The sequence below is a fragment of the Kitasatospora putterlickiae genome (assembly GCF_039527695.1).
In the GTDB taxonomy this organism is placed as follows: domain Bacteria; phylum Actinomycetota; class Actinomycetes; order Streptomycetales; family Streptomycetaceae; genus Kitasatospora; species Kitasatospora putterlickiae.
On sequence record NZ_BAAAKJ010000105.1, the window covers coordinates 21,261 to 43,308 of the forward strand.

Here is a 22,048-nt window from a genome sequence, read left to right on the forward strand (position 1 = left end):
CCGGGGGTCCGCGACCGGGACCGTGCTCCTGGTCCGTGCGCCCGCCCTCGGCCGGAGGGACCATCCGGGGCCGGCCGGACCGGTGCCAGAATGAGGCGTCAACGCTGGTCGGGCCGGGAGGACGAGGATGGACGGGCTTCAGCGCCCCGGCACGGGCGTGGGCGGGGTGCCACGGCACCTCACGGCCGGTCTGCCGTGGACCCAGGCCGACGCGCTGGTGGCCGTCGGCGTCGGCACGCTGGACCTGATCACCCACCTGCTCGTCGGCCAGGTGGAGGGCACCCGCGGCGTCGGCGTGCCGGGCTTCGTCCTCCTCGTGCTGTCGGGCGTGCCGCTGCTCGCCCGGCGCCACCGCCCGGTACCGGCGCTCGCCGCCGTCCTGGTGCTCCAGTCGGCGATCGACCTGTCGACCCCGATGGGCATCCACTTCGGCGGCGTCCTGACGGTGGCGGTGTACTCGGTCGGCCGCAACCGCGCCTGGCCGGTCACCGCGGGCGCCGCCGCGGTGACGGCGGTGGTGACGATGCTGAGCCAGAGCGGCTTCCCCCTGCCCTCCCTGGAGGCGGCCGTCGCGTCCACCGCCTCCACCGCGTTCGTGGCCGGCGCCGGCCTCGCGGTCGCCCGCTGGCAGCGCGAGGTGGACGCCAACCGCAAGCTGCTGGCCGACCGCGCGGTGGCCGAGGAACGCCGCCGCATCGCACGGGAGTTGCACGACATCGTGGCCCACCACATCACCACCATGCAGCTGATGGCCGGCGGCGCCCGCGCCAATCTCGCGAACCCGGAGGTGGTCCGCGACGCCCTGGTCACCCTGGAGTCGTCCGGGCGGCTGGCGTTGCGCGAGATGCGCCAGCTGCTGAACGTGCTGCGCGCCGGTGACGAGCCGGACGCCGGCCCGACGCCGCCCCAGCCCGGGGCCGAGGACCTCGACCGGCTGGTGGACGAGTCCTGCCAGGCCGGGCTGCCGACCGGTCTGGACGTCCACGGACCGCGGCGCCCGCTGCCGCCGACCGTCGGTCTGACGGTGTTCCGGATCGTCCAGGAGGCGCTCACCAACGCCCGCAAGTACGCGGGCCCGGCCCGGGCGAGCGTCCGGCTGACGTACCGCCCGGACGGGGTCACCGTCGAGGTGCGGGACGACGGCGCGGGCGTGCCGGCCCAGGGCACCGGACCGGCGGCCGGGGACCGGGGCGGGTTCGGCCTGGTCGGCATGCGCGAGCGGGTCGCCCTGCACGGCGGCACCCTGGAGGCCGGGCCGCGGCCGCAGGGCGGCTTCGCGGTGCTGGCCGAACTGCCGCTGGCCCCGGAGGAGAACGTCGAGGCGGCCGTCCAGCGCGGGGAGGTCCACCGGTGAGCACCGAAGTCCAGGGGATCCGGGTCCTCGTCGTGGACGACCAGCCGCTGGTGCGGCGCGGTCTGTCGCTGATCCTCTCGCCGGACCCGTCGTTGGAGGTGGTGGGCGAGGCCGAGGACGGCGAGCAGGCCGTCGCGCTCGCGCACCGGCTGAACCCCGACGTCGTGGTGATGGACATCCGGATGCCCGTCATGGACGGGGTCGCCGCGACCGAGGAGCTGGCCCGCACCCTGCCCGGGTGCCGGGTCCTCGCGCTCAGCACCTTCGACATGGACGAGTACGTGGTGGCCGCGCTGCGCGCCGGCGCGTACGGGTTCCTGCCCAAGGACGTCTCGCCGGAGGACCTGGGCGCGGCGATCCGCACCGTCCACACCGGGGAGGCCGTGGTCGCCCCGCGCCTGCTCACCCGGCTGATCTCCGCCTACGTCCGGGCGCCGCTCGCGGCCGCGCAGCCGCCGCCCGCCGCCGCGACCGGGGAGCTCACGCCCCGGGAGGTGGAGGTGTGGCGGCTGATGGCCACCGGGCTCGACAACGCCGGGATCGCCCGGGCCATGGACATCAGCCAGTCCACGGTGAAGAACCACATCACCGGCCTGTTCGGGAAGCTCGACGTCCGCGACCGGGCGCAGGCGGTCATCGCGGCCTACGAGACCGGCCTGGTCACCGCCCGTACGGGGGGCGGCGACCAGGCCGGCGGGCGGGGTTAGGGCCCGGTCACCGCTTCGCGCAGAGGGCCTCGTCGAACAGCGCCTGGGCATGCTCGGCCCCCTGCGGGGAGGGCGCCAGGTTCGCGGTGACGGCGACGGTGACGGCGCGGCCGTCCTCGGTCACCCCCGGGAAGGTGTGGAAGCCCGGCGTGGCGCCGCCGTGCCCCCAGACGACCTTGCCGCAGCTCAGCGGCCGGCGGATGAGCCCGAGTCCGTGCTCCTCGCCCTTCGGCACCCCGGGACCGTCCGGGACCTTCACCGTGGTGCGCATCTCGGCGAGCTGGGCGGGCTTGAGCAGCCTGCCGCCCATCAGGGCGGAGAAGAAGCGGTTCAGGTCGCCCGGTGTGGAGATCAGCTGCCCGGCGGCCCAGCCCCAGGAGGGGTCCAGGTCGGTGACGTCGGAGAGCGACCCGTCCGGCCGGACCGTGTACCCGTGGGGGTGGGGCTCGCGAATGCCTTCGTCGCCCACCGCCGGGAAGTAGGTGTGCCGCAGTCCGATGCGGTCGATCACCCGCTTGGTCAGCTGCTCGGCGAGCGGGCGGCCGGTGATCTTCTCGATCAGCAGGCCGGCCAGGATGTAGTTGGTGTTGCTGTACGACCAGTCGGTGCCGGGGGCGAACAGCGCCTTGTGGGCGAGCGCCATGTCGACCAGCTCGCGGGGCTGGTAGTAGCGGTGGCGTCCCTCGCCGAAGACGGCGTCGAATATGTCGTCGGTGAAGTTGGGCAGCCCGCTGGTGTGCTGGAGCAGCTGGCGCACCGTGATGACCCGGCCGTCGATGCCCTCGCCGCGGACCAGGCCGGGCAGGTAGCGGTCGATCGGGGCGTCGAGTTCGACCTTGCCCTCACCGACCAGCTGCAGGACGACCGCGGCGACGAAGGTCTTGGTGTTGCTGCCCGCCCGCACCTGGCCGTCCACCGGCACCTTCGCCCCGGTGCGCAGGTCGGCGACGCCGGCGGTGTAGTTGCGGACGCGCCCGTCGGGTCCGGAGACCGCGGCCATCGCGGCGGGGTAGCGGTCCTCCTTCACCAGCCGTTCCAGTCCGGCCCGCACATCGTCCTTCGGGCCGGCGGACGGCGCCGCCGCGGCGGGGACCGTGCCGGCCACGCCGAGCGCGGCGGCCGTCGCGAGCAGCAGGGCGAGGGCGCGCCGGGGCGGCGTGCCCGTGACGGCGGCACGGCCGCCCAGGGGGTGGCGGGAACGGCGAGCGGACATGCGCAGGCTCCTTGGGTACGGCGCGACGAGGGCGCGGAAGGGGGAGGGAACGCGGGTGACGGCGGTGCCCGCCGCGCGGGCGGACCGCGGTGATCACGCTCCCGACCTTAGGGAGCGGGCTCCCCGCCCGGCGTCGCCCGGAGGCAGGAGGACCCGGCTCCCGCCGGAGTCCCGGACCCGGTACCCCGCTCCCCGTCCCCTCCCCTCCTTCCGTTCGTCTCCGCTGCCGTCGCTACAGGTTGAGCAGGGTGCGACGGGCGAAGGCCGCGTCCCGCAGCGGCTTGAGGGCGAGCCTCAGCAGCGGCACCGGATTGTCGTCACCGGCGATCCGGTTGGTGCTCAACTCGCCGCAGGACAGGCACTGGTGGACGATCAGCCACTCGCCGTCCGCGCGGACGGACATGCCCAGGGCCTCCATCCGGCCGCGGCAGTCGGCGGCCCGGTCGCCGGGGATCCGGCGGTCGACGTGCAGGCTGGCCAGGCAGTTCGGGCAGTGGTTGCGGTGCGCCGTCCCGGGGGCGTCCGTGGGGACGTCCAACCGGCAGCCGACGCACCGGAAATCGCCCGCCCGGCGCCCGCCCCGCGCGTACGGGACGTCCTTGGGGCGTTGCCGGCGGCGGTGGTCGCGGTTCTTCTGGCGTGGCACGGTTCGCCTCCCCCTCTCACCGGGCGGTTCAGAGCGACCCGAACGCTTCGAGCGGGAAGGGGGGTTGGGCCAGCGGCCGGACGGCGACGCGCATCAGGATGAGCTGGTTGTCGTCCGGGCAGACCGGACTGGACGTCAACTCGTCGCAGCGCACGCAGCGGTGGACGACCATCCAGTCGCCGGTGCGCAGCACGGCGATGGCGATCGGCGACATCCGCCCGTGGCACGCGCTCGGTCCGCCTTCGACGTGGTCGGCGACATGCCGCGAGTGCAGGCAGGACGGGCAGTGGTTGCGTCGCGCGCCGTCGGAGGCGAACGTGGACACGGTCAGGCCGCACCAGGCGCAGGCGAAGGTGGCGGTCTTCAGGGTGTTGCCGGTGTTGCCGGTGGTGTTGGTGGTGCTGGACACCCGGGGTGCTCCTTGCTGGAGGTCAACGATGACAGCAAGAGCAGGCCGAGCGGCCTCGACGACGATCCGTCAGACAGTGTGGCGAGGCGCACTCGGCGCGGTCCGGGACATCAAGACACCCTCTCGGCGGGCACGGTGGCCCAAAGTAGATGAAACCCGACGGAAGCGGTCGGGGCGGCGAGCGTAACAACCCCGCCGGCGCCCGTGCCACCGAATTAACCGGCCCCGTCCGGCCCCTCCGCCCCCTCCGCCCCGTCCGCCCCGTCAGGCCGTGGCGCCGAGGATGACCGGGTCGCGGGCGAGGTCGGCGAGGAGGGCGTCGAGCTTCGCTCGGTCGACGGAGGGCATCAGGAAGACGTGCGCGTAGCGGCGCGGGGTGCCCGGGTCGCCGGGGGTGGTGAGGACGGTCTCGCAGGACAGCGACCACTTGGCGACCAGGTCGGCGCCGGGCTCGCGGAAGCGCACGGTGATCGCCCCGGGCGTGCGGGCCGGCCAGAGCACGGCGCCGGTCCGCTCCTCCAGTTCGCGCAGGCGGCGTTCCAGGTAGCCGGCCAGCTCCTGGGAGCGGCGGATCCGGTCGACCTGATCGCGGTAGGAGTGCCGGGACAGGTGGTCCCAGAGCACCAGCGGGGAGAAGCCGTTGCGGGATCCGGCGAAGGTGCTGTCCGGCGCGCCGATGTACTCGGGCCGGGTCGGCGGTTCCAGCTGGTACTTGGCCTTCGTCATGAAGACGCCGCACGGCCACGGCACGCCGGCCCACTTGTGGCCGCTCATCGCGATCGACGCCACCGGGTCGACGTCCCCGCCGGCCCGGCTCGGCAGGGTGAGGCCGAAGTCGAACTCCGGCGCGCCGGCCCCGGGTTCGGGCGCCCAGCCGTACGCCGCCGGATCCTCCGCCGCCATCCGCAGGAACGGCGCGTACCCGGCGCCGAGCGCCCCGTCCACGTGGATCCAGAAGCCCCGGCGCTCGCCGCTTCCGGCCTCCGGCAGCAGGCCGTGCCGTTCGAAGACCGGCAGCAGCCGTTCGCACGCGCCGCGGACGTCGTCGTGGGCGCCCTTGAACGTGCTCCCGAGGTTGAAGTTGACGAAGACCGGGTGGCCCTTCGCCGCGAAGAACTCCACCAGCGCCGCCAGTTTGTCGACGTCGACGGCGCCGGGACCGTCCCAGGGGTGGCCGGACGGGCCGGGCAGCGAGGGCACCTCGGCGGGCCAGTCGCCGCCGAGCGGGCACTCGTCCGGGTAGTCCGCCGCGCCGACCGCGTGGAAGGTGTCGACGCCCAGCACCCGGACGGCCTTGGCGAAGGAGTAGTGGGTGTCCTCCGAGTAGAACGCCACCGGGCGGGGCGCGCCGGGGCGGGTCAGGTAGTCGCGGGCGTTCCAGAGGGCGTACATGTTGCCCTCGGTCGAGCCCATGGAGAGCATGTAGCCCCAGTACGACTCGGGGTCGGCCGGGTCGTACGGGCGCCCGGCGTGCCAGAGGCGCGCGTAGTAGTCGAGCACGGCGCGTTCGACGACCTTGGTGTTCGGCTTGTAGCCGCCGCTCTGGAACGGGTCGCCGAGGTTGTTGATGTTGCTCAGCATGAAGCGGGCCAGGTCGAGGGCGCTGCCCGCGAGTTCCTGGGTGGCCTGGTAGCCGACCAGGTGCCGGCGCTTGCGCGTCAGGTACCCGTCCATCCGGTCGAGGGCGCGCAGCCGCTCGCCGTCGGTGAGTCCCTCGGCGGGTATCGCGAAGTCCCCGCTCTCGGGCGCCGCGTCGATGTGCGCCGGGGCGGCGTGGACGGTCGTGGGGCTCATGGGCGCGGCGCTCCGGGTTCGCTGGGGACGGGGGCGACCGGGGCCGCTCGTCCGCCAGGATGGAACTTTCGACCGCCCGCGCGAAAGTCTTCCGCAGAAGATTCGGAATCACCCGTGCCCGCCTTGCGGATCTGCGGCACGGTCGGGGACTCTGAGCGGCGTGCCGAATTTTCCGCAGGCCCACCGGGCGCCCGTCGACGACACCGACCGCGCGATCCTGCGCGTCCTCGCCGAGAACGCCCGCACGCCGAACAACGCGCTCGCCGAGGCCGTGGGCATCGCCCCCTCGACCTGTCTGGCGCGGGTCCGCGCGCTGCGCGACCGCGGCATCGTCCGCGCCTTCCGGGCGGAGATAGACCCCGCCGCCATCGGGCTGCCGCTGCAGGCGATGATCTCGGTCCGGCTCCGGGCGCACACCCGCGAGCGGATCGAGAGCTTCCGGAGCAGCGCCCCCGATCTGCCGGGCGTGCTGGCGGTGTTCCACATGGCCGGGTCCGACGACTACCTGCTGCACGTCGGGGTGGCCGGCCCGGAGGAGCTGCGCGACTTCGTCGTGGACCACCTGACCACCCACCCCGCGGTGGCGCAGACCCGGACCAATCTGATCTTCGAGCAGATCCCGGGCCGCCGGTACCTGACCGGCGACTGATCCCCGCGGCGACCGCGCCGTGTACGAGCCGCCCCGCGTCGCGCTCCGCTCCCGCCCCGGCCTCAGCCCATCGTCTTCGCCCCGTCCAGCGCCTCCCGGATGATGTCGGCGTGCCCGGCGTGCTGCGCCGTCTCGGCGATGACGTGCAGCAGCACCCGCCGGACCGACCAGGCGGCCCCGGGCTCGAACCACGGCGCCGCCGGCAGCGCGTGGGCCCGGTCGAGGTCCGGCAGGCTCGCCACCAGCGCGTCCGTCTCGGCGGCCACCCGCTCGTAGGCGGCGAGCAGCCCGGCCAGGGTCTCCCCCTCGGCCATCCGGAACTGCCCCGCCCAGTCGACCGGCTCGGCCTCCATCGCCGCCGCGCCGCCGACGGCGAACCGCATCCAGCGCGCCTCCGTCCCGCTGACGTGCTTGATCAGCCCGCCCAGGCACAGTTCGCTGACCGTGCCGCGCCGGGCGGCCTGCTCGTCGGTGAGGTCGCGGACGGTGTACCGCAGGAAGCCCCGGTGCCTGTCCAGCGTCTGCAGCAGGTCCGCCCGCTCCCCGTGCAGCGCCGTGCCGCCGGAGGTCACTCCGCCGCCATGGCCGGCACGTCCCCCGCCGTCCTCCCGAGGTCGATCACGCCGAACGCCGCCCCCTGCGGGTCGCCGACGGCCGCGAACCGGCCGAACGGGCTGTCCATCGGCCCGAAGTACAGCTTCCCGCCCCGCTCGGTGATCCTGGCGACGGTGGTGTCGCAGTCGTCCACCGCGAAGTACACGCTGAGGTAGTTCGGCGCCTCGGGCGGCAGGTCCCGCGGGCCCGCCTGCATCCGGCCCAGCACCGGCTGCTCCCGGACGCTGTAGATCTTGTAGTCGACCTCTCCGGACTCCATCCGCTTCACGGCGTACGGGAAGACGGCGGGGAAGAAGCCGTCCGCGGCGCCCCCGTCGCGGGTGACCACCTCGGCCCAGGTGTACGCGCCCGGCGCGCCCTGCTTCTCGAAGCCCTCGTGGGTGCCGGCCTGCCAGACGCCGAAGACGACGCCCGCCGGGTCCTTGGCGATCACCATCGAGCCGAACTCGCCGACCGTCATCGGGCCCATCAGCACCTCGCCGCCGTTGCCGCGGATCTTCTCGGCGGTGCCGGCGGCGTCGGGCGAGGCCAGGTAGAGGCACCAGGCGGAGGTCACCGCGCCCTCCTGGTTCGGCATCGGCGGGACGATCGCGGCGACCGCCCTGCCGTCGGAGTAGGCCTGGGTGTAGCTGCCGTACTCGGTCGAGGACTCGCCGAAGGTCCAGCCGAGCACATCGCCGTAGAAGGCCTTGGCGCCCTCCAGGTCGGCGAACATCGCGTCGGCCCAGCAGGGCGTCCCCTCGGGTAGCGCAACCATGACGAAGCCCTCTCGTGTGACGTTTTGTCCCGATTCGCCACCCTAGTCAGTCCCCCGCCCGTCCGCGCGCGCACAGCGGAAGGCGGCGGCCGGTCGGGGCCGGAACCCCCGGCGGACCGCCGCACACCCCGGCGGCCCGCTACCCGGCCACGCCCACCGTGCCGACCGCGCCCGCCACCGTGGCCGCCGACGTCCCCAGCCCGGTCGGCCGCACCAGCAGGGCGCCCAGCACCCCGCCGCCCGGCTCGACGGCCTCCTCCGCGACGGTGCCCGGCACCCCGGCCGCCTCCCGCCCGAAGTGCCGCAGCAGGTCCTCCTCCCGGTACCGCAGGCAGCCCCGGTGCCAGATCAGGATCCCGGCGAGCCAGTTCTCCAGCTCCCCGACGTACCCGGCGAGCACCGCCCGAGCCGGCCCGTCCAGCCCGAAGTCCTCGAACAGCACCGGGAACTCCTCGGCCACCACGTGCCGGAACTGGTCGAGCCGCGCGTGCATGAGGTCGTCGACGATCCGCACCGCCGCCGGGTAGTCGCAGGTGAAGAAGTTCTGCACCACCAGGGCGGCGTTGTGCACCTCGCCCTCGTACTCGACCTCCTTCTGGTACGAGAACAGGTCGTTCATCAGGCAGGCGTAGTCGGCGGCCGCGTTCTCCAGCGAGCGCATCGGACCGCTGACGTACACCTCGGGCGGCACCACGTTCCCGTGCGCCAGCCGGGACAGGCTCATGGTGAGGTCGGAGCCGAAGGTGGAGCGGCGCATCTCCAGGTAGTCGACCGGATCGGGGATCCGGTTCTGCACCTGGTTGTTCAGCTCCCAGATCCAGCTCAGCGTCATCTTCTCGACGGCCTCGCGGAACCTCCCGCGCGCCTCGGCGGTCATCGGTCCGGCGGTCCGCTCCCAGAGGTCCGCCAGCCCGCGCTCCAGCGCGGTGAGCGGCTCCGCGGCCGGCTCGCCGTCGACCGGCATGAACAGCCGGAAGCGCGCGTGCACCGCCTTGGCGCCCGCCAGGTCGCCGGTCCGGCCGAACGCCGCCGGGAAGTAGTCGTCCGCGTACGTGCCCCAGGCCAGCCAGTCGGTGGTGAGGTCGAGCTGGTCGGCGGAGGCGTCCGGGTGGATGCCGGCCGCGCAGAGCGCCAGGTCGTAGTCGGCCATGCGCTCGGCGGTCCACACCCCCGCGCTGGGATCGTCCGGCCGGGTCTCCAGCAGCCCGATCCGGCCCGCCCATTCGAGGGTGTGCAGCCGGGAGGCCTCCAGGCAGGGGTTCAGCTCGACCGTGAACGGCAGCCGGAACTCCGGCAGCCGGGACGGCCCGACGGCCTGGAACGGCACGTGCGCGTGCGAGCGCGCCCGCCGCACCCCGGGGTCGACGTCCCCGCGCGAACCCCCGACCGGGCCGGTCCCCGGCGACTCCAACGACGCGCCCCGGCCCGCCGTCGCCGCCCTGAGCGCCTCCAGCAGCCCGGCCACCGGCGACTCCCCGACCGTCGGCGCCCAGGCCGCCGTCACCGGCCCGGACCGGCTCAACGAGCCCAGCTCACCGGCCAGGTCGTCCAGCGCCCCGCCCGACTTCAGGACGTCCAGCGCCGACGTCCCCACCCCGCCGATCGCGAACGGGTCCCACCAGGTGGCCGCGCCCGCCGCCGCCCCGCCGCCGTTCATGTACCGGCTGGAGCGCATGTGCCACTCGTGCCCGCCGGCCTGCCAGTCCTGCAGCCCCTTGACGTAGGCCAGCACCCGGGCGCAGCCGTCCGGGTCCAGCCCGGTGTCCGCGAACAGCTGCGGCAGCTCGGTGACGACGGTGTTCTCGAACTGCTGGAGGCGCGAGGTGAGCAGGTCGTTGACGGACTCGGCCGCCTCCTGCGTGGTGCACTCCAGGAACCTCTCCAGCACCAGGACGCCGTTGCTGAGTTCGCCCTCGTCCTCGACCTCGCGCTGGTACGAGAACAGGTCGTTGCGCAGGTGGACGGCGTCCGAGAAGGCGTCCATCAGCACCCGTAGCGGCCGCGATCCGGACACCGCCGCCGGCACCTCCGCCGCGGCCGCGTACTCGATCAGCCCGGCCGACCAGGGCGCGCCGCCCACCTTGCGGCGCATCTCGATGTACTCGACGGGGTTGGCGACCCGGCCGGCGTTGATGTTGGCGAGCTCCCAGAGCGACTCGTTGAGCAGGTTGCGGGTGCTCTCCGCGAACCGCACCCGCCAGTCCTCGCCCATCACCGGCACGGTGCGCCGCCACAGGTCCGCCAGCCCGGCCTCGACCGGGTTGGTCGGCTCGGGCACGGCCGCGTCCGGGTCGGCCGGCATGAACAGCGGCAGCCGGTCCAGGTACGCCTTGCCGCCCTCCCGGTCGTTGGTGCGCTTGAAGACCTCCAGGAAGTGGTCGTCGAAGAAGAACACCCAGACGTACCAGTCGGTGACCAGGGACAGCGCCTCCGCCGACGCGTCCGGGTGGGTGTACGCGCAGAGCAGCCCGTAGTCGTGGGCGTCCAGGTCCGCCCGGGTCCAGACCCCCGATCCCTCCAGCATGCCCATGTCCCGGGCCCATTCGGAGGAATGGGCCCGGGCCTCGTCGAGGTGCGGGTTGAGCCGCGCGGGGTGCGGCACGTAGAAGGACGGCAGTTCGAACGGCTGGGACACCGGGCGAGCCTTTCTGGGCGCGTCGACAAGGCCGACTCAGCTTTACCCGAGTTCAACGATCTCAGCCGGAGAAACGGAACAGTCATATGAGATAGGTCAGTCCACTCGAACACCTGCCCAGTTCGCCGCCCTCGGCTAGATCACTAGTGCGACTGGTCGGCCCCACCCCACCCTTCCTCGGGCGAGGCCCCCGCCCCCCGCGGATCCCCGTTCACCGGCCCGCGCAGCACCTCCCACGCCGAGGTGACCGGCCCGGGCTCCGACTCGCCCGCACCCAGCGGCCGCACCGGGCCCACCACGAACCCCCGCCGCCCCGGCACCCCGTCGGGGTCCTCCGCCGGGACCGCGTCCTCCACCAGGCTCTCCTGGATCCGGGCCGCCTCCTCGGGCCGGCCGGCCGCCTCGGTGATCCGGGCCACCCGGTGCGCGTAGACCGTGCGCGCGTCGGCCCCCTGGAGCCGGATGTCGCGCATCAGGCTGTTCAGCGGTCCGACGACCGAAGGCCCCCGCTCGTCCGCCTCCGCCGCACCGCCCCCCGCCGCCATCGCCGGTACGACGCGGTCCAGGAACGGGGCCCCGGCCGCCGGGTACGCGTACAGCGCGTCCACCGCCTCGTCGTTGGCCGCCGCCGCGAGCCGCGCCAGGGGGCCGATCATGTCGACCGCCTCGCGCACCTCCTCCTCGTTCCGCGCCAGCCACCACACCACCGCGCTGCCGGGCGACTTGAGCACGTCCTCACCGAGGTAGGCGCGCCTGCTCCGCTCGTGGCGGCGCTCGTGCTCCCAGACCTCCTCCGCCTTGCGCACCTCCGAGAGCCGGTCCAGCCGCTCACGGTCCGCCGCCGACAGCCCCAGGCCCACCCCCTCGGCCATCGCCACCACGATCCCGGAGGTGTCCGGGCTCGGCGTGCCGAGGACGCCGTCCAGCCGGTGCCGCACCAACTCCGGCCGCCCGGGGTGCTCCTGCTCGGTGACCGCCCTGGCGCGGGCCAGCACCGCCTCGATCGCCAGGCTGCCCGGCGCGGCGTGGGCGACGCCGCCCCGGGGGGCCACCTCCCGCCACCACACCGTCGCGGAGAAGAGGAAGTCGTAGTCCGGCACCGCGCTGGGCAGCGCCACCCCCGTCACCGAGGTCCGCCGGTACGGGGGCTCGACGGGCGGCTGCGGATCCGGATCCGGGACGGGCGGCGGTGCCGCCGCCGGGACCGGCGAAGGCCCGGGCGCGGGCCGCACCCGGGTCGCCGAGACCAGCAGTACCAGCGCCACCACCGCGGCGCCCGCCGGCGCCCAGACCGGGGCCGGCCATCCCATCGCCAGCCCCAGCGCGACGGGCACCGCCCCCGCGGCGACGGCCGCCGCCGCCGTACGCGTCTGTTCCATGGAGCTCACCTGGTCCCCTCCTCGGCGCGCGGCACCCGGACCGGCTCCTCGTCCGGCTCGATGCCCTGCGCGATGTCGATCCTCCGCCAGAACCGCGCCGCCACCCCGGCCCGCGCGGAGCGCTCGTCCGGGGGCCCGTCGACCGCCCACGCGTGCGCGGTCAGGTACAGCGCGGTCAACCGCTCCGGCCGCGCCTCGGCGGCCTCGACCAGCACGTCCAGCAGGCGCTCGCCCGCCCGCGGCTCGGCCCGGGCCACCGTCAGCCACCGGTGCACCGCCTCCGCCCACCGCTCCCGCCCGGCCACCGCCAGGACCTTGGCCCAGGTGGTGGCCAGCGCGTCGTCCGGCACCGCCTGCCGGGGCGGCGGCTCGCCCACCAGCTCCAGGAAGAGCCGGACGTCGGCCGCCGCGTCGCGCCCGGAGGCCAGCCCGTCCCAGAACCGGGCGAGCAGCTTCAGGTACAACCGCCGGTCCCGGCGCACGAGTTCGTACAGGGCCTGCGCCACGTCCGCCGGGCCGTCGCGACCGGTGCGGCGCGCGAGGTGGTGCAGCCGGACCAGGGCCTGGTCCGGGTGCCCGCGGGCCATGACCTCGCCACAGGCCCGGGCCAGCACGGTGGCCAGCGCCGGAGACACCTGTCCGATCGCCCACTCGTAGATCCTGGACCGGAAGCCCGCACCGTACCGCTCGTGTTCGAGGCCGAGCCGGAGCACCGTCATCGCCTCGTCCGCCCGGCGGGGATCCGCGGCCCACGTGCCCGCGAGCGCGTGCAGCACCCGCCAGTCGGCGGCCCGCAGGCTCTGTTCGGTGAAGCGTTCGACCAGCAGCCGCCGGTCCGCCGTCCCCAGCGCGGGGTGCGGCGCGCGCACGGCGTCCTCCACCCACCGGCCGAGCCCCTCCCGCAGCCCGGGGAAGTACGTCCAGAAGTGCGTGCGGACGGCCGCGTCGTACGCCAGCCCGACGAACCGGATCCGGCCGCGCCCGTCGACCTCCAGGGACGGCAGCGCCTTCAGCCGCTCGGCCAGGTCGGCCCGCTCCAGCAGCGGCTTCTCGTCCGGGGTGTGCGGGACGAGGCCGAGCAGCCGCTCGGCGTGGTGGAAGACCGCGTCCGCCGGGGCGCCGGCCAGCATGGCGGCCGCGAGCAGCAGCGCGCGCTGCGGGCCCGACTCCAGGGCGGCGACCCGCAGCGCCACCTCCCCGGCACGGTCGCTGAGTGCGCCCAGCGCCCGGCCGATCCACCCGGCGGGCGCCCCGGTCGGCTCGTCCGTCTTCGCCTGGGCCACGAAGCCCGCGAAGCGCCGCACGTCACGCATCGCGAAGTCGCGCAGGTGCTCCGTGAGTTCGGGTCCGCGCAGCTCCTCCGGCGCCAACCACACCTGGGTTCCCGCCAAGTGCCTGCGGAGCACCGCCAGTTCCCTCGGCCGCCCGATGCCGACCACCAGCTGCTGGAGGTCGGGCAGCGGTTCCTGGCCGCCGCCCGACGGCAGGACGACGACCATGCGGGCGCCGGCCTGCTCCACCCTGGCCCAGTAGCCGTACAGGTGGCGCTGGGTCGCCTCGTAGTCCTCCTCGGAGATGCCGGAGAGGTCCAGCAGCAGCCGGTGGCCCGCCTCCGGGGCCGTGCCGTCCTCGTCATTGGGGGAGAAGGAGAGTTCGACGAACGACGTCGTCGTTCCCTCCACCCGGTGCAGCAGCATCACCGCGGCCGTTCGCCGCCCGCTGCCCGGGGGTCCGGTGAGCAGGACGGTCGTGCCGGGCCGTTCCAGCCGCTTCTGCGCCTCACCGAAGCCGGGCGGCGGGACGAACCGCCCCCGCAGCCAACGGCGGTGTTCCAGGGCCACCCGGGCCGGGTCCACCCTGGGCCGGGGCGCCGGGAGTCCGGCGGCGCCGTAGAGGACGTACTGGGGCCCCGGCCCGGTGTTGGTCGGCCCCCGGGCCTCGTCGATCCAGGTGCCGCCCGTGCCGGCCGTGCCCTCCGTCACCGGTCGCGGTCCTCGCGGCCGGTCCGACGGGCGCCGAACCACTGCTGCGCCGTTCCCCGCTCGACGTAGTTGCCGCCGTCACCGTTGAAGTGCACGCCGCCGCGCAGGTCCTGCGAGCCGTTGCCGGTGTTCACCGGGCCGCTGGCGTTGCCGATGAAGGTGCCGACGTCGCCGCCGACCGGGCCGATCCCGCCGCTCTGCCGGTGCGTGGAGTTCCGGGGCCGGCCGAACCCGGCGTTCGCCCGGTCGCCGGCCTCGCCGACCGCCTCCGCGCTGCGGGCGATCTCGCGCTCCGCCTCGGCGAGCCTGGGGACCGCCTCGGCGAGGTCGTCGCCGATCCGGGCGAGGTCGCCCTCCGCGTTGCGGGTGTCCAGCCGGCGGTACTGGCAGTCGGCCAACTCGGCCAGCTCGGGCGGCAGGTCGTACCGGTTGAGCCGGGTGGCCCGGCCGATCAGCACCGGGACGACGAGGGCGCCGCTCTCGAAGGCCTCGACGATCTCCCGCCGGGTCCAGTCCTCCGGGTCGTCCAGCGCCCGGGAGCCGTCGGCGGTGCGGGCGTCGGCCCAGCGCTCGCCGATCACGGCGACCAGCACGCTGCTGCGGCGCACGGCGGTCAGGAGCTCCTGCGGGAAGCGGCGGCCGACCTTGATCGACTTGCTGGCGCGGAACACCCGCTCGCTGCCGAACCGCCGGGAGAGCTCGCGTTCGATCAGGGCGGCGCCGGTGTCCTCGTCGCTGCTGCGGTAGTTCACGAAGATGTCGGGCATGGCGGAATCACCTCTCCGGTGAGTGGGTGCCGGTGGACGGCCGGACGGGTCGGCGCCGGGGAAGCGCGACGGCGGGGTCCTCAGGACCCGGGGTGGAGCGCGGCGGCGAGCGCGGGCTGGAGGCCGCGCACCGCCTGGTTGGCCCGGAACCGGGACAGCTCGCGGTCCAGCCGGGCGACGTCGGTCGCGATCGTCGCCGACCGCAGTCCGGGGACCAGCGCGAGCAGGTCGGCGGCGAGCGCGCAGGCGTGCTCGACCTCGCCGGCCGCCGCATGGGCGAGGGCGCGCCGCAGGCCGTACCGGGCGCGGGTGCGCACCGCGTGCGCGGGGATGGCGGCGCACTCGCGGTCGAGCACCTCGGCGGCCCGGTCGGGGCGGCCGAGGTCGTAGAGGCACCAGCCGGTGACCATGGCGGCGGGGTCGGCGAGGTTGCCGCTGCCCAGCACCGGCTCCCCGTCACCCCCGTCACCCCCGTCACCCCCGTCGGCGGCGGACCGGGCGAGCAGCTCGCGCGCCCGGTCGAGACTGCGCAGGCTGGCCGTGTGGTCACCGGCCAGGGCGTGCCCCTGGGCCTCCCGCTGGGCGGCGAGGCCGCGGATGCGCGGCGGCAGCCGACCGTCCCGGACCACGGGGTCGACCAGGCCGACGGTGGCGGCGGCGTCGCCCGCGTAGAAGGTGACCAGCGCGCGGCGGACCAGGGTGTACGAGCCGAGGTCCCGGTCGTCGCCGCCCTCGGCCAGCTCGACGGCGCGGGCGGTCCACCAGAGCGCGGACGGGTCGTCGCCCGCCTCCTGGGCCATCCAGCCGGCGAACTCGGCGTACCGCGCGGCCAGTCCGAGCAGCCGGACGCGGGCCACCGCGTCGGCCTGGAGGGCGAGTTCGCGCAGGGTGTGGGTCTGCACGGTGAGCATCGGCAGCAGCAGGGCGGGGTCGGTGCTCTGGCCGAGCAGGCGCATGTGGTCGAACTGGGCGCGGAAGATCTCCGCCGGCGAGGCGTCCGGCCGGGGTGTCCCCTGGGCCGCCTCCTGAGCCTCCGCCCGCCCCGCCCCGACCACTCCGACCGCCCCCACCACACCGGCGGCGGTGAGCAGTTGACGCCGCCCGAGCCCGCTGCCGAGCCCACCGCCGGGCCAGCGGACGCCGTCGCGGTCGACCCGCAGCAGCACCGACTCCTCGTCGTCCGCGACCGCGCCCGCCCCCGTTCCGCGCCCGGCGGCCGTTTCGGGCGGCGCCAGTCTCTCCAGCTCGCCGCCGGCGCCCAGTTGGGCGTCGCAGCGGCGGGCCAGGTCGGGCGGCGGGGCCTTGTGCCCGCGCTCGATCTTGCTGAGGTGGCCCTTGCTGTAATTGAGCATTTCGGCGAGCCGGGTGAGCGTCAGTCCGGCCGCCAGCCGCCGTCTGCGCAGCTCGGGACCGAAACCACTCGCGGGCGAATTGGACGTGCGCATGCCAACCCCCTCCTCGAACCGTCCGGCCACCTGTCGCCATCCGGGACCGGAAGCGGACTCTCCCCTGCCTCCGCCGAGAATGGTGACACGCACACCGCCAGGCCGAACGGGGATTGCGGGCGTTTCCCGTTTCCTCTTTTCCGCCGTGCCGACAAATTGGCTACTCGCCTTGCGGACAAACCGAGTTGACCGCCGATCCGAATTCACGGCCCCGGTCACCGCGATCGAATAGCCTCGAACGTCGAACCCGATCAACGTTCCACCCAGGGGAGCACCCGCCGTGAAGTACACCGAGGTCGAGCAGAAGTTCCGACTCCTCAGCCCCGCAGCCGAGTTGAAGGCCCGGCTGACCGCCCTCGGCGCCACGCCGGGACGGCCGGCGCGGCAGGTCGACACGTACTACAACGCCCCGCACCGGGACTTCCTCGACAACGAGGTGGTCTCCGAATGGCTGCGCGTCCGGGTCGAGGACGGGGCGGCGTCGGTCAACTTCAAGCGCTTCCACCCGATCGCGTCACCGGTCAAGACGCACTGCGACGAGTACGAGAGCGCCGTCGCCGACGCCGAGGCCGTCCGGCGGCTGCTCGACTCACTCGACTTCACCGAGCTGACCGTCGTCGACAAGACCCGCGAGGAGTGGCACCTCGACGGAATCGCCGTCGCCTTCGACACCGTGGCCGGCCTCGGCGACTTCGTCGAGTTCGAGTTCAAGGGCGACGCCGACACCGTCCCCCAGGCCACCGCCCGCCTGGAGGCCTTCATCAGCACCCTGGACGCCGCCCTCGGCCCCCGCGTCCACCTCGGCTACCCCCACCTGACCCTCGGCCTGGAGTAGCCACGCCGCACCTCCACACACTCTGCCGACGAACCACCCCTTGGTTCCAAGGAATCACCGGGTCATGGCGTGTTGACGCGGCCCCCTCAGCGCCCGTCCAGCAGACTGGGCGCGACCCGAGTCCACGCTCCGAGGAGGTCATCCCCATGAACGTCACCGTGCGGCTCGCACAGCAGCCCGAGGCAGACGAGCTGCTCGGGCGGAGCCCGCTCGCCGCGCTCGTCGGGATGCTGTTGGACCAGCAGGTGCCCATGGAGTGGGCGTTCACCGGCCCGCTCACGATCGCGCGGCGGCTGGGGCACGAGGACCTCGACGCGCATGAGATCGCGACCTACAACCCGGAGGAGTTCGTCGCGCTGTTGTGCGAGAAGCCCGCCGTGCACCGGTACCCGGCGGCGATGGCGAAGCGGGTGCAGCAGCTCTGCCAGTTCCTGGTGGCGCAGTACGACGGGGACGCGGGCGCGCTGTGGAAGGACGTCGCGACCGGGCGCGAACTGCTCAGCCGGCTCAACGCCCTTCCGGGGTTCGGGAAGCAGAAGTCGCAGATCTTCCTCGCGCTGCTCGGCAAGCAGTACGGCGTGCGGCCGGCGGGCTGGCGGGAGGCGGCCGGGCTGTACGGCGACGAGGGGTCGTTCCGCTCGGTCGCGGACATCACCGGGCCGGAGTCGCTGGAGCAGGTGCGCGCCACCAAGCAGGAGGTGAAGCGCGCCGCCAAGGAGGAGAAGGCCGCGAAGGACGCCCGGGCGAAGACCAAGGTCCGCGCCTGAGGGTCCGGCACCGGCCGCGCGTGTCGCGCGACCGGGGCCGGACGTCCGTCACCGAGGGGGCTACACCAGGACCGGTTCCCGCTCGGCCTTCTCCGCCACGGCCCCGGCGACCGCCGCCTTCCGCCGGCCGGGCAGCGCGAACATCAGCAGGAACACCACCCCGAGCACCCCCAGCACCCACCACATCGCGTGCTGGAACGCCCCGATGAACGGCTCGCCGGCCACCGCCCCGGCCGGCACCTCGCCGAAGAACGCCACCGACACCAGGCCCAGCCCGAGCGCCAGGCCCACCTGGTTCACCGTGTTGATCAGTCCGGACGCCGAACCCGCGTGCTCCCTCGGCACCTCCGCCAGCACCGCGTTCGTGATCGGCGCGACGATCAGGCCCATCCCGAGGCCCATCACCACCAGCGGCAGCGCCATCTGCCAGGGCGCGATGCCGGCGCCGTACCGGTGCGCCTCGGCGATGTAGACGAGCACGCCGAGCGCCATCACCAGCGCGCCCGCCTGGAGCACCTTGCGCCCGAACCGGGGGACCAGCTTCTGCACGGAGACGCCGGCCGCCGTCGACACGGCGATCGAGAACGGGATGCCGGTCGCCCCGGCCTTCAGCGGGCTCCAGCCGAGGCCCAGTTGCATGTAGAGGGTCCAGACCAGGAAGAAGATCCCGGAGACCACGCCGAAGGTCAGCTGGACGCCGATGCCCGCCGCGAACGACTTCACCCGGAACAGCGAGAGCTCCACCAGCGGCGATCCGTCCCGCCGGGTCTTCACCCGCTCGTAGGCGACGAACAGCGCGAACACCGGCAGGCTGCCGGCCATCACCAGGTGGCCCCAGAGCGGCCAGCCGGCCTCCCGGCCGTGGGTCAGCGGGTAGATCAGCATCAGCAGTGCGGCGCTGGCCAGCAGGACGCCCGGCAGGTCGAGCCGCAGGGCCCGCTCGGCCTTCGACTCGCCGATGTAGACCCGGCCGAGCAGCAGGCCGGCGATCCCGACCGGCAGGTTGATCAGGAAGATCGGGCGCCAGCCGAGGCCGAGCACGTCCCACTCGGTCAGCAGCGCGCCGATCAGCGGTCCGCTGACCGCGCCGAGCCCGACCACCGCGCCGAACAGGCCGAACACCTTGCCGCGTTCCTCCGCCGGGAAGGTCGCGTGCACGATCGACAGCACCTGCGGCACCATCAGGGCCGCCGTGCCGCCCTGCAGGATCCGCATCGCGACCAGCATCTCGGAGCCGCCCGCGAAACCGCACAGCGCCGAAGCGAACGTGAAACCGGCTATGCCGATCAGGAACAGTCGCTTGCGGCCGTAGATGTCACCCAACCGGCCACCGGTGATCAAGCCGATCGCGAAGGCCAGCGCGTACCCACCGGTCACCCACTGCACGGCGGAGAACGACGCGCCCGTGGACTCCTGGATGCTCGGGATCGCGATGTTCACGATCGTGACGTCCACCAGGTCCATGAACGAGGCCGTCATCACGATCGCCAGCGCGATCCACCTCCGCCGGTCCGCCACCGGATCCCCCGTCTTGTCCCTGCCCACCACACGCTCCTCGTCGCCGTTCCTCATCAGCACGTCGACGAGGTTACGGGGCATCTAGGTCAGGTCCTGACCGCCACTTCCGGCACCCTGGATCCCATGACGGACACCCCGGCACGACTCCTCAGCCTGCTCTCCCTCCTCCAGACCCCGCGCGAGTGGCCCGGCAGCGAGCTCGCCGACCGGCTCCAGGTCAGTCCGCGCACCATCCGCCGCGACATCGACCGGCTCCGCGACCTCGGCTACCCGGTCGAGGCCACCATGGGCCCGGTCGGCGGCTACCGGCTGGTCGCGGGCACCGCGATGCCGCCGCTGCTGCTCGACGACGAGGAGGCCGTGGCCATCGCGGTCGGCCTGCGGACGGCGGCCGGGCACGCCGTGGTCGGCATCGAGGAGGCCTCGGTGCGCGCCCTCGGCAAACTGCTCCAGGTACTGCCCGGCCGGCTCCGGCACCGGGTCGCCACCCTCGACCGGGCCACCCTCCCGCTGCTCGCCGGGGACGGCCCGACCGTCGACCCGGAGGACCTCACCGTGCTGGCGGGCGCCGTCGCCAACCGCGAGCGCCTGCGCTTCGGCTACCGGGCCGGCGACGGCGCCCGGACCCGGCGCCAGGTCGAACCGGACCGGCTGGTCTCGGCCGGCCGCCGCTGGTACCTGGTCGGATTCGACCTCGACCGGGACGACTGGCGGCTGTTCCGGGTGGACCGGATCAGCGAGCCCTTCGCCACCGGCGCCCGCTTCACCCCGCGCCCGCTCCCCGCCGAGGACGCCGCCGCGTACGTCGCGGGCAAGCTCCGCCGGCAGTCCCCCACCCCGACCCTGGAGGCCACCCTCCACCTGCCCGCCGACGAGGCCCGCCACCGGCTGGGCGGCTACGGCGACGCCGACGAGATCGAGCCGCTCGACGAGCACAGCTGCCGCTTCCGCTCGCGCACCGACGCCCTCGACTGGCTGGCCGTACGGCTGCTCATGCTCGGCTGCGAATTCGAGGTCCACTCACCGCCCGAGATGCGCACCCGCCTCCACGACCTCGCCGGCCGCGCCACCCGCGCCGCCGGCTGACGATCGGCTCAGGCCTCCACCCGGCACCAGGCGTTGCCCGCCCGGAACCACAGCACACCGTCCCGACCGAACGCGCGCTCCTGGTCGAGCTCCCCGGCGAGCGGCGGCACACCGCGCCGCCGCTCCGTCCACCGGCCGCCGGCCGTCCGCCCGTACCAGGCCAACTCGCCGCCCCGGGTGAGGAAGACACCCCGGTCGCCGGTGATCGCGAAGCCCAGCGGTTCCCTGAACGGGGACGGCACGCTGCGCGAGGTCCCGGCGGCCGGGTCGATCCGGGTGAGGAAGCCGGTCAGGTCCTCCGAGTACCAGGCCAGCCAGGCCGCCTCGCCCTCGGTCGCCGCGGCCAGGCCCTCCAGCGGCCATTCGGGCAACTCGCCCTTGCCCGGCCGCCAGACCACCCGCCCGCCGGCGTCGGTCCCGACCAGTCCGGGGCGGGCCAGGGGGTGGTCGCCGTAGACGCCCTCGTCCCCGAAGGCCATCCAGACCCGGCCGTCGCGGTCGGTGGTGAGCGCCAGGAGGTCGTCACCGAGCGAGAGGTCACGGACCGGCCGTCCCTCGCCGTCGAGGACGACCGCGTTCGGCGCCGCGTCGTCGTCCCCCCGACCCGCGCGGTGTGCGGCGACCAGCACCCGGTGGCCGGGCAGCAGCGCCAGATGCCCGGGCTGGACCGGCACCTGGGCGAGCGGCCGCCGCCGCTCGCCCCGGTCGGTCAGCGTGACCAACTCCCCGTCGAACGGCGGCAGCACGAACCCGGCCCGCCCGCCGTCCACCAGCAGCACCGCGAGCCCGCCGTCCGGACCGACCGTCCAGGCCACCGCCCGACGGCCGGCCCTGACGTCCTGCTCCGGCAGTCGCCAGACCTCGGCGGTCGGAGCGGCCGGCACGCGGGTCAGACCCCGTACTCGGCGGTGATGACGGCGCGGGCCAGGGTGTGGAAGGTGATGTTGAAGCCGACCTGGGCCGGCGGGGTGTCGGCGGCGACGTCCAGCGCGTCCACGTCGAGGGCGTGCACCGCGAAGGCGTAGCGGTGGGCCGGGCCGGGCGGCGGGGCGGCGCCGTCGTACTTGTTGCCGGGGAAGTCGTTGCGGGCGTGGAACGAGCGCTCCCCCGGCAGGTCGGCGTCGGAGGCCCCGGCGCCCCGCGCCAGCCCGGCGGTGTCGGCCGGCAGGTTGAGGGCGAGCCAGTGCCACCAGCCGGAGCCGGTCGGCGCGTCCGGGTCGTAGCAGGTGACGGCGATCGAGCGGGTCCCCTCCGGCAGTCCGGACCAGGCCAGCTGCGGCGAGACGTTGTCCCCGCCGTGGACGAACTCCTTGGCCAGCGTCCCACCCTCGGTGATGTCCTCGCTGGTCAGCGGGAAGGACGGCACCTGCGGCAGGAACTCGTACGGCAGCGGCGGACGCACACTCATGGAGGGTCACCTCTCGGCACGGCGGGAAAGGGGCTGCCCGGGCCCCGGTTCGGGCCGTCGGACAGGACGCACAGGATTCACC

At 74.4% G+C, this 22,048-nt stretch carries 20 protein-coding genes; 6 read left to right on the plus strand and 14 right to left on the minus strand.

Annotation, left to right across the window (positions count from 1 at the left end; genetic code table 11):
* Positions 1 to 127: 127 nt before the first annotated feature.
* Together ABD308_RS11050 and ABD308_RS11055 are read left to right on the plus strand one after the other, a co-directional pair.
* The gene (locus tag ABD308_RS11050) at positions 128 to 1,354 is read left to right on the plus strand and encodes a sensor histidine kinase (RefSeq protein ID WP_344331742.1); all 1,227 of its coding nucleotides are present in this window, start codon (positions 128 to 130) and stop codon (positions 1,352 to 1,354) included.
* Positions 1,351 to 2,061 (plus strand): response regulator, encoded by a 711-nt coding sequence (locus ABD308_RS11055; RefSeq protein ID WP_344331748.1) that lies wholly within the window; start codon positions 1,351 to 1,353, stop codon positions 2,059 to 2,061. The genes ABD308_RS11050 and ABD308_RS11055 overlap by 4 nt, the downstream gene beginning before the upstream one ends.
* A gap of 7 nt (positions 2,062 to 2,068) precedes the next feature.
* Here ABD308_RS11055 and ABD308_RS11060 read toward each other — a convergent pair whose 3' ends face one another.
* The 4 genes from ABD308_RS11060 to ABD308_RS11075 all read right to left on the minus strand — a co-directional run bounded on the left by ABD308_RS11060 (position 2,069) and on the right by ABD308_RS11075 (position 6,123).
* Entirely contained in the window at positions 2,069 to 3,274 is a 1,206-nt protein-coding gene (locus ABD308_RS11060; protein ID WP_344331751.1) for a serine hydrolase domain-containing protein, read from the minus strand.
* A 232-nt stretch (positions 3,275 to 3,506) separates the two neighbouring features.
* Complete coding sequence (locus ABD308_RS11065; protein WP_344331754.1) at positions 3,507 to 3,920, minus strand: RNHCP domain-containing protein; 414 nt, start codon at positions 3,918 to 3,920, stop codon at positions 3,507 to 3,509.
* Positions 3,921 to 3,948: 28 nt separating this feature from the next.
* Complete coding sequence (locus ABD308_RS11070) at positions 3,949 to 4,329, minus strand: RNHCP domain-containing protein (protein ID WP_344331759.1); 381 nt, start codon at positions 4,327 to 4,329, stop codon at positions 3,949 to 3,951.
* Between the two features lie 264 nt (positions 4,330 to 4,593).
* Positions 4,594 to 6,123 carry a PLP-dependent aminotransferase family protein gene (locus tag ABD308_RS11075; RefSeq protein WP_344331766.1) on the minus strand — a complete coding sequence of 510 codons (1,530 nt, stop codon included), beginning with the start codon at positions 6,121 to 6,123 and terminating at the stop codon, positions 4,594 to 4,596.
* A 160-nt stretch (positions 6,124 to 6,283) separates the two neighbouring features.
* Between ABD308_RS11075 and ABD308_RS11080 the strand changes: the two genes are divergently transcribed.
* Positions 6,284 to 6,772 (plus strand): Lrp/AsnC family transcriptional regulator, encoded by a 489-nt coding sequence (locus ABD308_RS11080; RefSeq protein ID WP_344331773.1) that lies wholly within the window; start codon positions 6,284 to 6,286, stop codon positions 6,770 to 6,772.
* A gap of 62 nt (positions 6,773 to 6,834) precedes the next feature.
* Here the strand turns inward: ABD308_RS11080 and ABD308_RS11085 are convergent, their stop codons facing one another.
* The 7 genes from ABD308_RS11085 to ABD308_RS11115 form a co-directional block, all read right to left on the minus strand.
* A complete protein-coding gene (locus ABD308_RS11085) occupies positions 6,835 to 7,344 on the minus strand; it encodes a DinB family protein (RefSeq protein WP_344331778.1) in 510 nt (169 codons plus the stop codon).
* A complete protein-coding gene (locus ABD308_RS11090; RefSeq protein WP_344331780.1) occupies positions 7,341 to 8,144 on the minus strand; it encodes a VOC family protein in 804 nt (267 codons plus the stop codon). The genes ABD308_RS11085 and ABD308_RS11090 overlap by 4 nt, the downstream gene beginning before the upstream one ends.
* A 139-nt stretch (positions 8,145 to 8,283) precedes the next feature.
* Positions 8,284 to 10,779, minus strand: a complete 2,496-nt coding sequence (locus ABD308_RS11095) for a terpene synthase family protein (RefSeq protein ID WP_344331782.1) — start codon at positions 10,777 to 10,779, stop codon at positions 8,284 to 8,286.
* 143 nt (positions 10,780 to 10,922) lie between these two features.
* Positions 10,923 to 12,158, minus strand: a complete 1,236-nt coding sequence (locus ABD308_RS11100) for a hypothetical protein (protein ID WP_344331784.1) — start codon at positions 12,156 to 12,158, stop codon at positions 10,923 to 10,925.
* 5 nt (positions 12,159 to 12,163) lie between these two features.
* Positions 12,164 to 14,140, minus strand: a complete 1,977-nt coding sequence (locus ABD308_RS11105) for a hypothetical protein (RefSeq protein WP_344331785.1) — start codon at positions 14,138 to 14,140, stop codon at positions 12,164 to 12,166.
* Entirely contained in the window at positions 14,137 to 14,907 is a 771-nt protein-coding gene (locus tag ABD308_RS11110; RefSeq protein WP_344331787.1) for a toll/interleukin-1 receptor domain-containing protein, read from the minus strand. The genes ABD308_RS11105 and ABD308_RS11110 overlap by 4 nt, the downstream gene beginning before the upstream one ends.
* A gap of 80 nt (positions 14,908 to 14,987) precedes the next feature.
* Positions 14,988 to 16,352, minus strand: a complete 1,365-nt coding sequence (locus ABD308_RS11115) for a helix-turn-helix domain-containing protein (protein WP_344331789.1) — start codon at positions 16,350 to 16,352, stop codon at positions 14,988 to 14,990.
* A 280-nt stretch (positions 16,353 to 16,632) separates the two neighbouring features.
* Here ABD308_RS11115 and cyaB point away from each other — a divergent pair, with 280 nt between their 5' ends.
* Positions 16,633 to 17,187: a class IV adenylate cyclase gene (gene cyaB, locus ABD308_RS11120; RefSeq protein WP_344331790.1), complete on the plus strand. Its 555-nt coding sequence runs from the start codon at positions 16,633 to 16,635 to the stop codon at positions 17,185 to 17,187.
* A gap of 146 nt (positions 17,188 to 17,333) precedes the next feature.
* Positions 17,334 to 17,954, plus strand: coding sequence for an HhH-GPD-type base excision DNA repair protein (locus tag ABD308_RS11125; protein ID WP_344331792.1), 621 nt, complete (start codon positions 17,334 to 17,336; stop codon positions 17,952 to 17,954).
* A 60-nt stretch (positions 17,955 to 18,014) separates the two neighbouring features.
* Here the strand turns inward: ABD308_RS11125 and ABD308_RS11130 are convergent, their stop codons facing one another.
* Positions 18,015 to 19,526: an MFS transporter gene (locus ABD308_RS11130; protein WP_344331822.1), complete on the minus strand. Its 1,512-nt coding sequence runs from the start codon at positions 19,524 to 19,526 to the stop codon at positions 18,015 to 18,017.
* Between the two features lie 69 nt (positions 19,527 to 19,595).
* Between ABD308_RS11130 and ABD308_RS11135 the strand changes: the two genes are divergently transcribed.
* Positions 19,596 to 20,558, plus strand: a complete 963-nt coding sequence (locus ABD308_RS11135; protein WP_344331793.1) for a helix-turn-helix transcriptional regulator — start codon at positions 19,596 to 19,598, stop codon at positions 20,556 to 20,558.
* 8 nt (positions 20,559 to 20,566) lie between these two features.
* Here the strand turns inward: ABD308_RS11135 and ABD308_RS11140 are convergent, their stop codons facing one another.
* Together ABD308_RS11140 and ABD308_RS11145 are read right to left on the minus strand one after the other, a co-directional pair.
* Positions 20,567 to 21,442 carry an NHL repeat-containing protein gene (locus ABD308_RS11140; RefSeq protein ID WP_344331794.1) on the minus strand — a complete coding sequence of 292 codons (876 nt, stop codon included), beginning with the start codon at positions 21,440 to 21,442 and terminating at the stop codon, positions 20,567 to 20,569.
* 5 nt (positions 21,443 to 21,447) lie between these two features.
* Positions 21,448 to 21,966 carry a YbhB/YbcL family Raf kinase inhibitor-like protein gene (locus ABD308_RS11145; protein ID WP_344331795.1) on the minus strand — a complete coding sequence of 173 codons (519 nt, stop codon included), beginning with the start codon at positions 21,964 to 21,966 and terminating at the stop codon, positions 21,448 to 21,450.
* Positions 21,967 to 22,048 lie beyond the last annotated feature (82 nt).

Coding starts and splice junctions, on each gene's coding strand:
- ABD308_RS11050 (WP_344331742.1), top strand. CDS start 128: ATGGACGGGCTTCAGCGCCCCGGCACGGGCGTGGGCGGGGTGCCACGG.
- ABD308_RS11060 (WP_344331751.1), bottom strand. CDS start 3,274: ATGTCCGCTCGCCGTTCCCGCCACCCCCTGGGCGGCCGTGCCGCCGTC.
- ABD308_RS11075 (WP_344331766.1), bottom strand. CDS start 6,123: ATGAGCCCCACGACCGTCCACGCCGCCCCGGCGCACATCGACGCGGCG.
- ABD308_RS11090 (WP_344331780.1), bottom strand. CDS start 8,144: ATGGTTGCGCTACCCGAGGGGACGCCCTGCTGGGCCGACGCGATGTTC.
- ABD308_RS11100 (WP_344331784.1), bottom strand. CDS start 12,158: ATGGAACAGACGCGTACGGCGGCGGCGGCCGTCGCCGCGGGGGCGGTG.
- ABD308_RS11110 (WP_344331787.1), bottom strand. CDS start 14,907: ATGCCCGACATCTTCGTGAACTACCGCAGCAGCGACGAGGACACCGGC.
- ABD308_RS11115 (WP_344331789.1), bottom strand. CDS start 16,352: ATGCGCACGTCCAATTCGCCCGCGAGTGGTTTCGGTCCCGAGCTGCGC.
- ABD308_RS11125 (WP_344331792.1), top strand. CDS start 17,334: ATGAACGTCACCGTGCGGCTCGCACAGCAGCCCGAGGCAGACGAGCTG.
- ABD308_RS11130 (WP_344331822.1), bottom strand. CDS start 19,526: ATGAGGAACGGCGACGAGGAGCGTGTGGTGGGCAGGGACAAGACGGGG.
- ABD308_RS11135 (WP_344331793.1), top strand. CDS start 19,596: ATGACGGACACCCCGGCACGACTCCTCAGCCTGCTCTCCCTCCTCCAG.
- ABD308_RS11145 (WP_344331795.1), bottom strand. CDS start 21,966: ATGAGTGTGCGTCCGCCGCTGCCGTACGAGTTCCTGCCGCAGGTGCCG.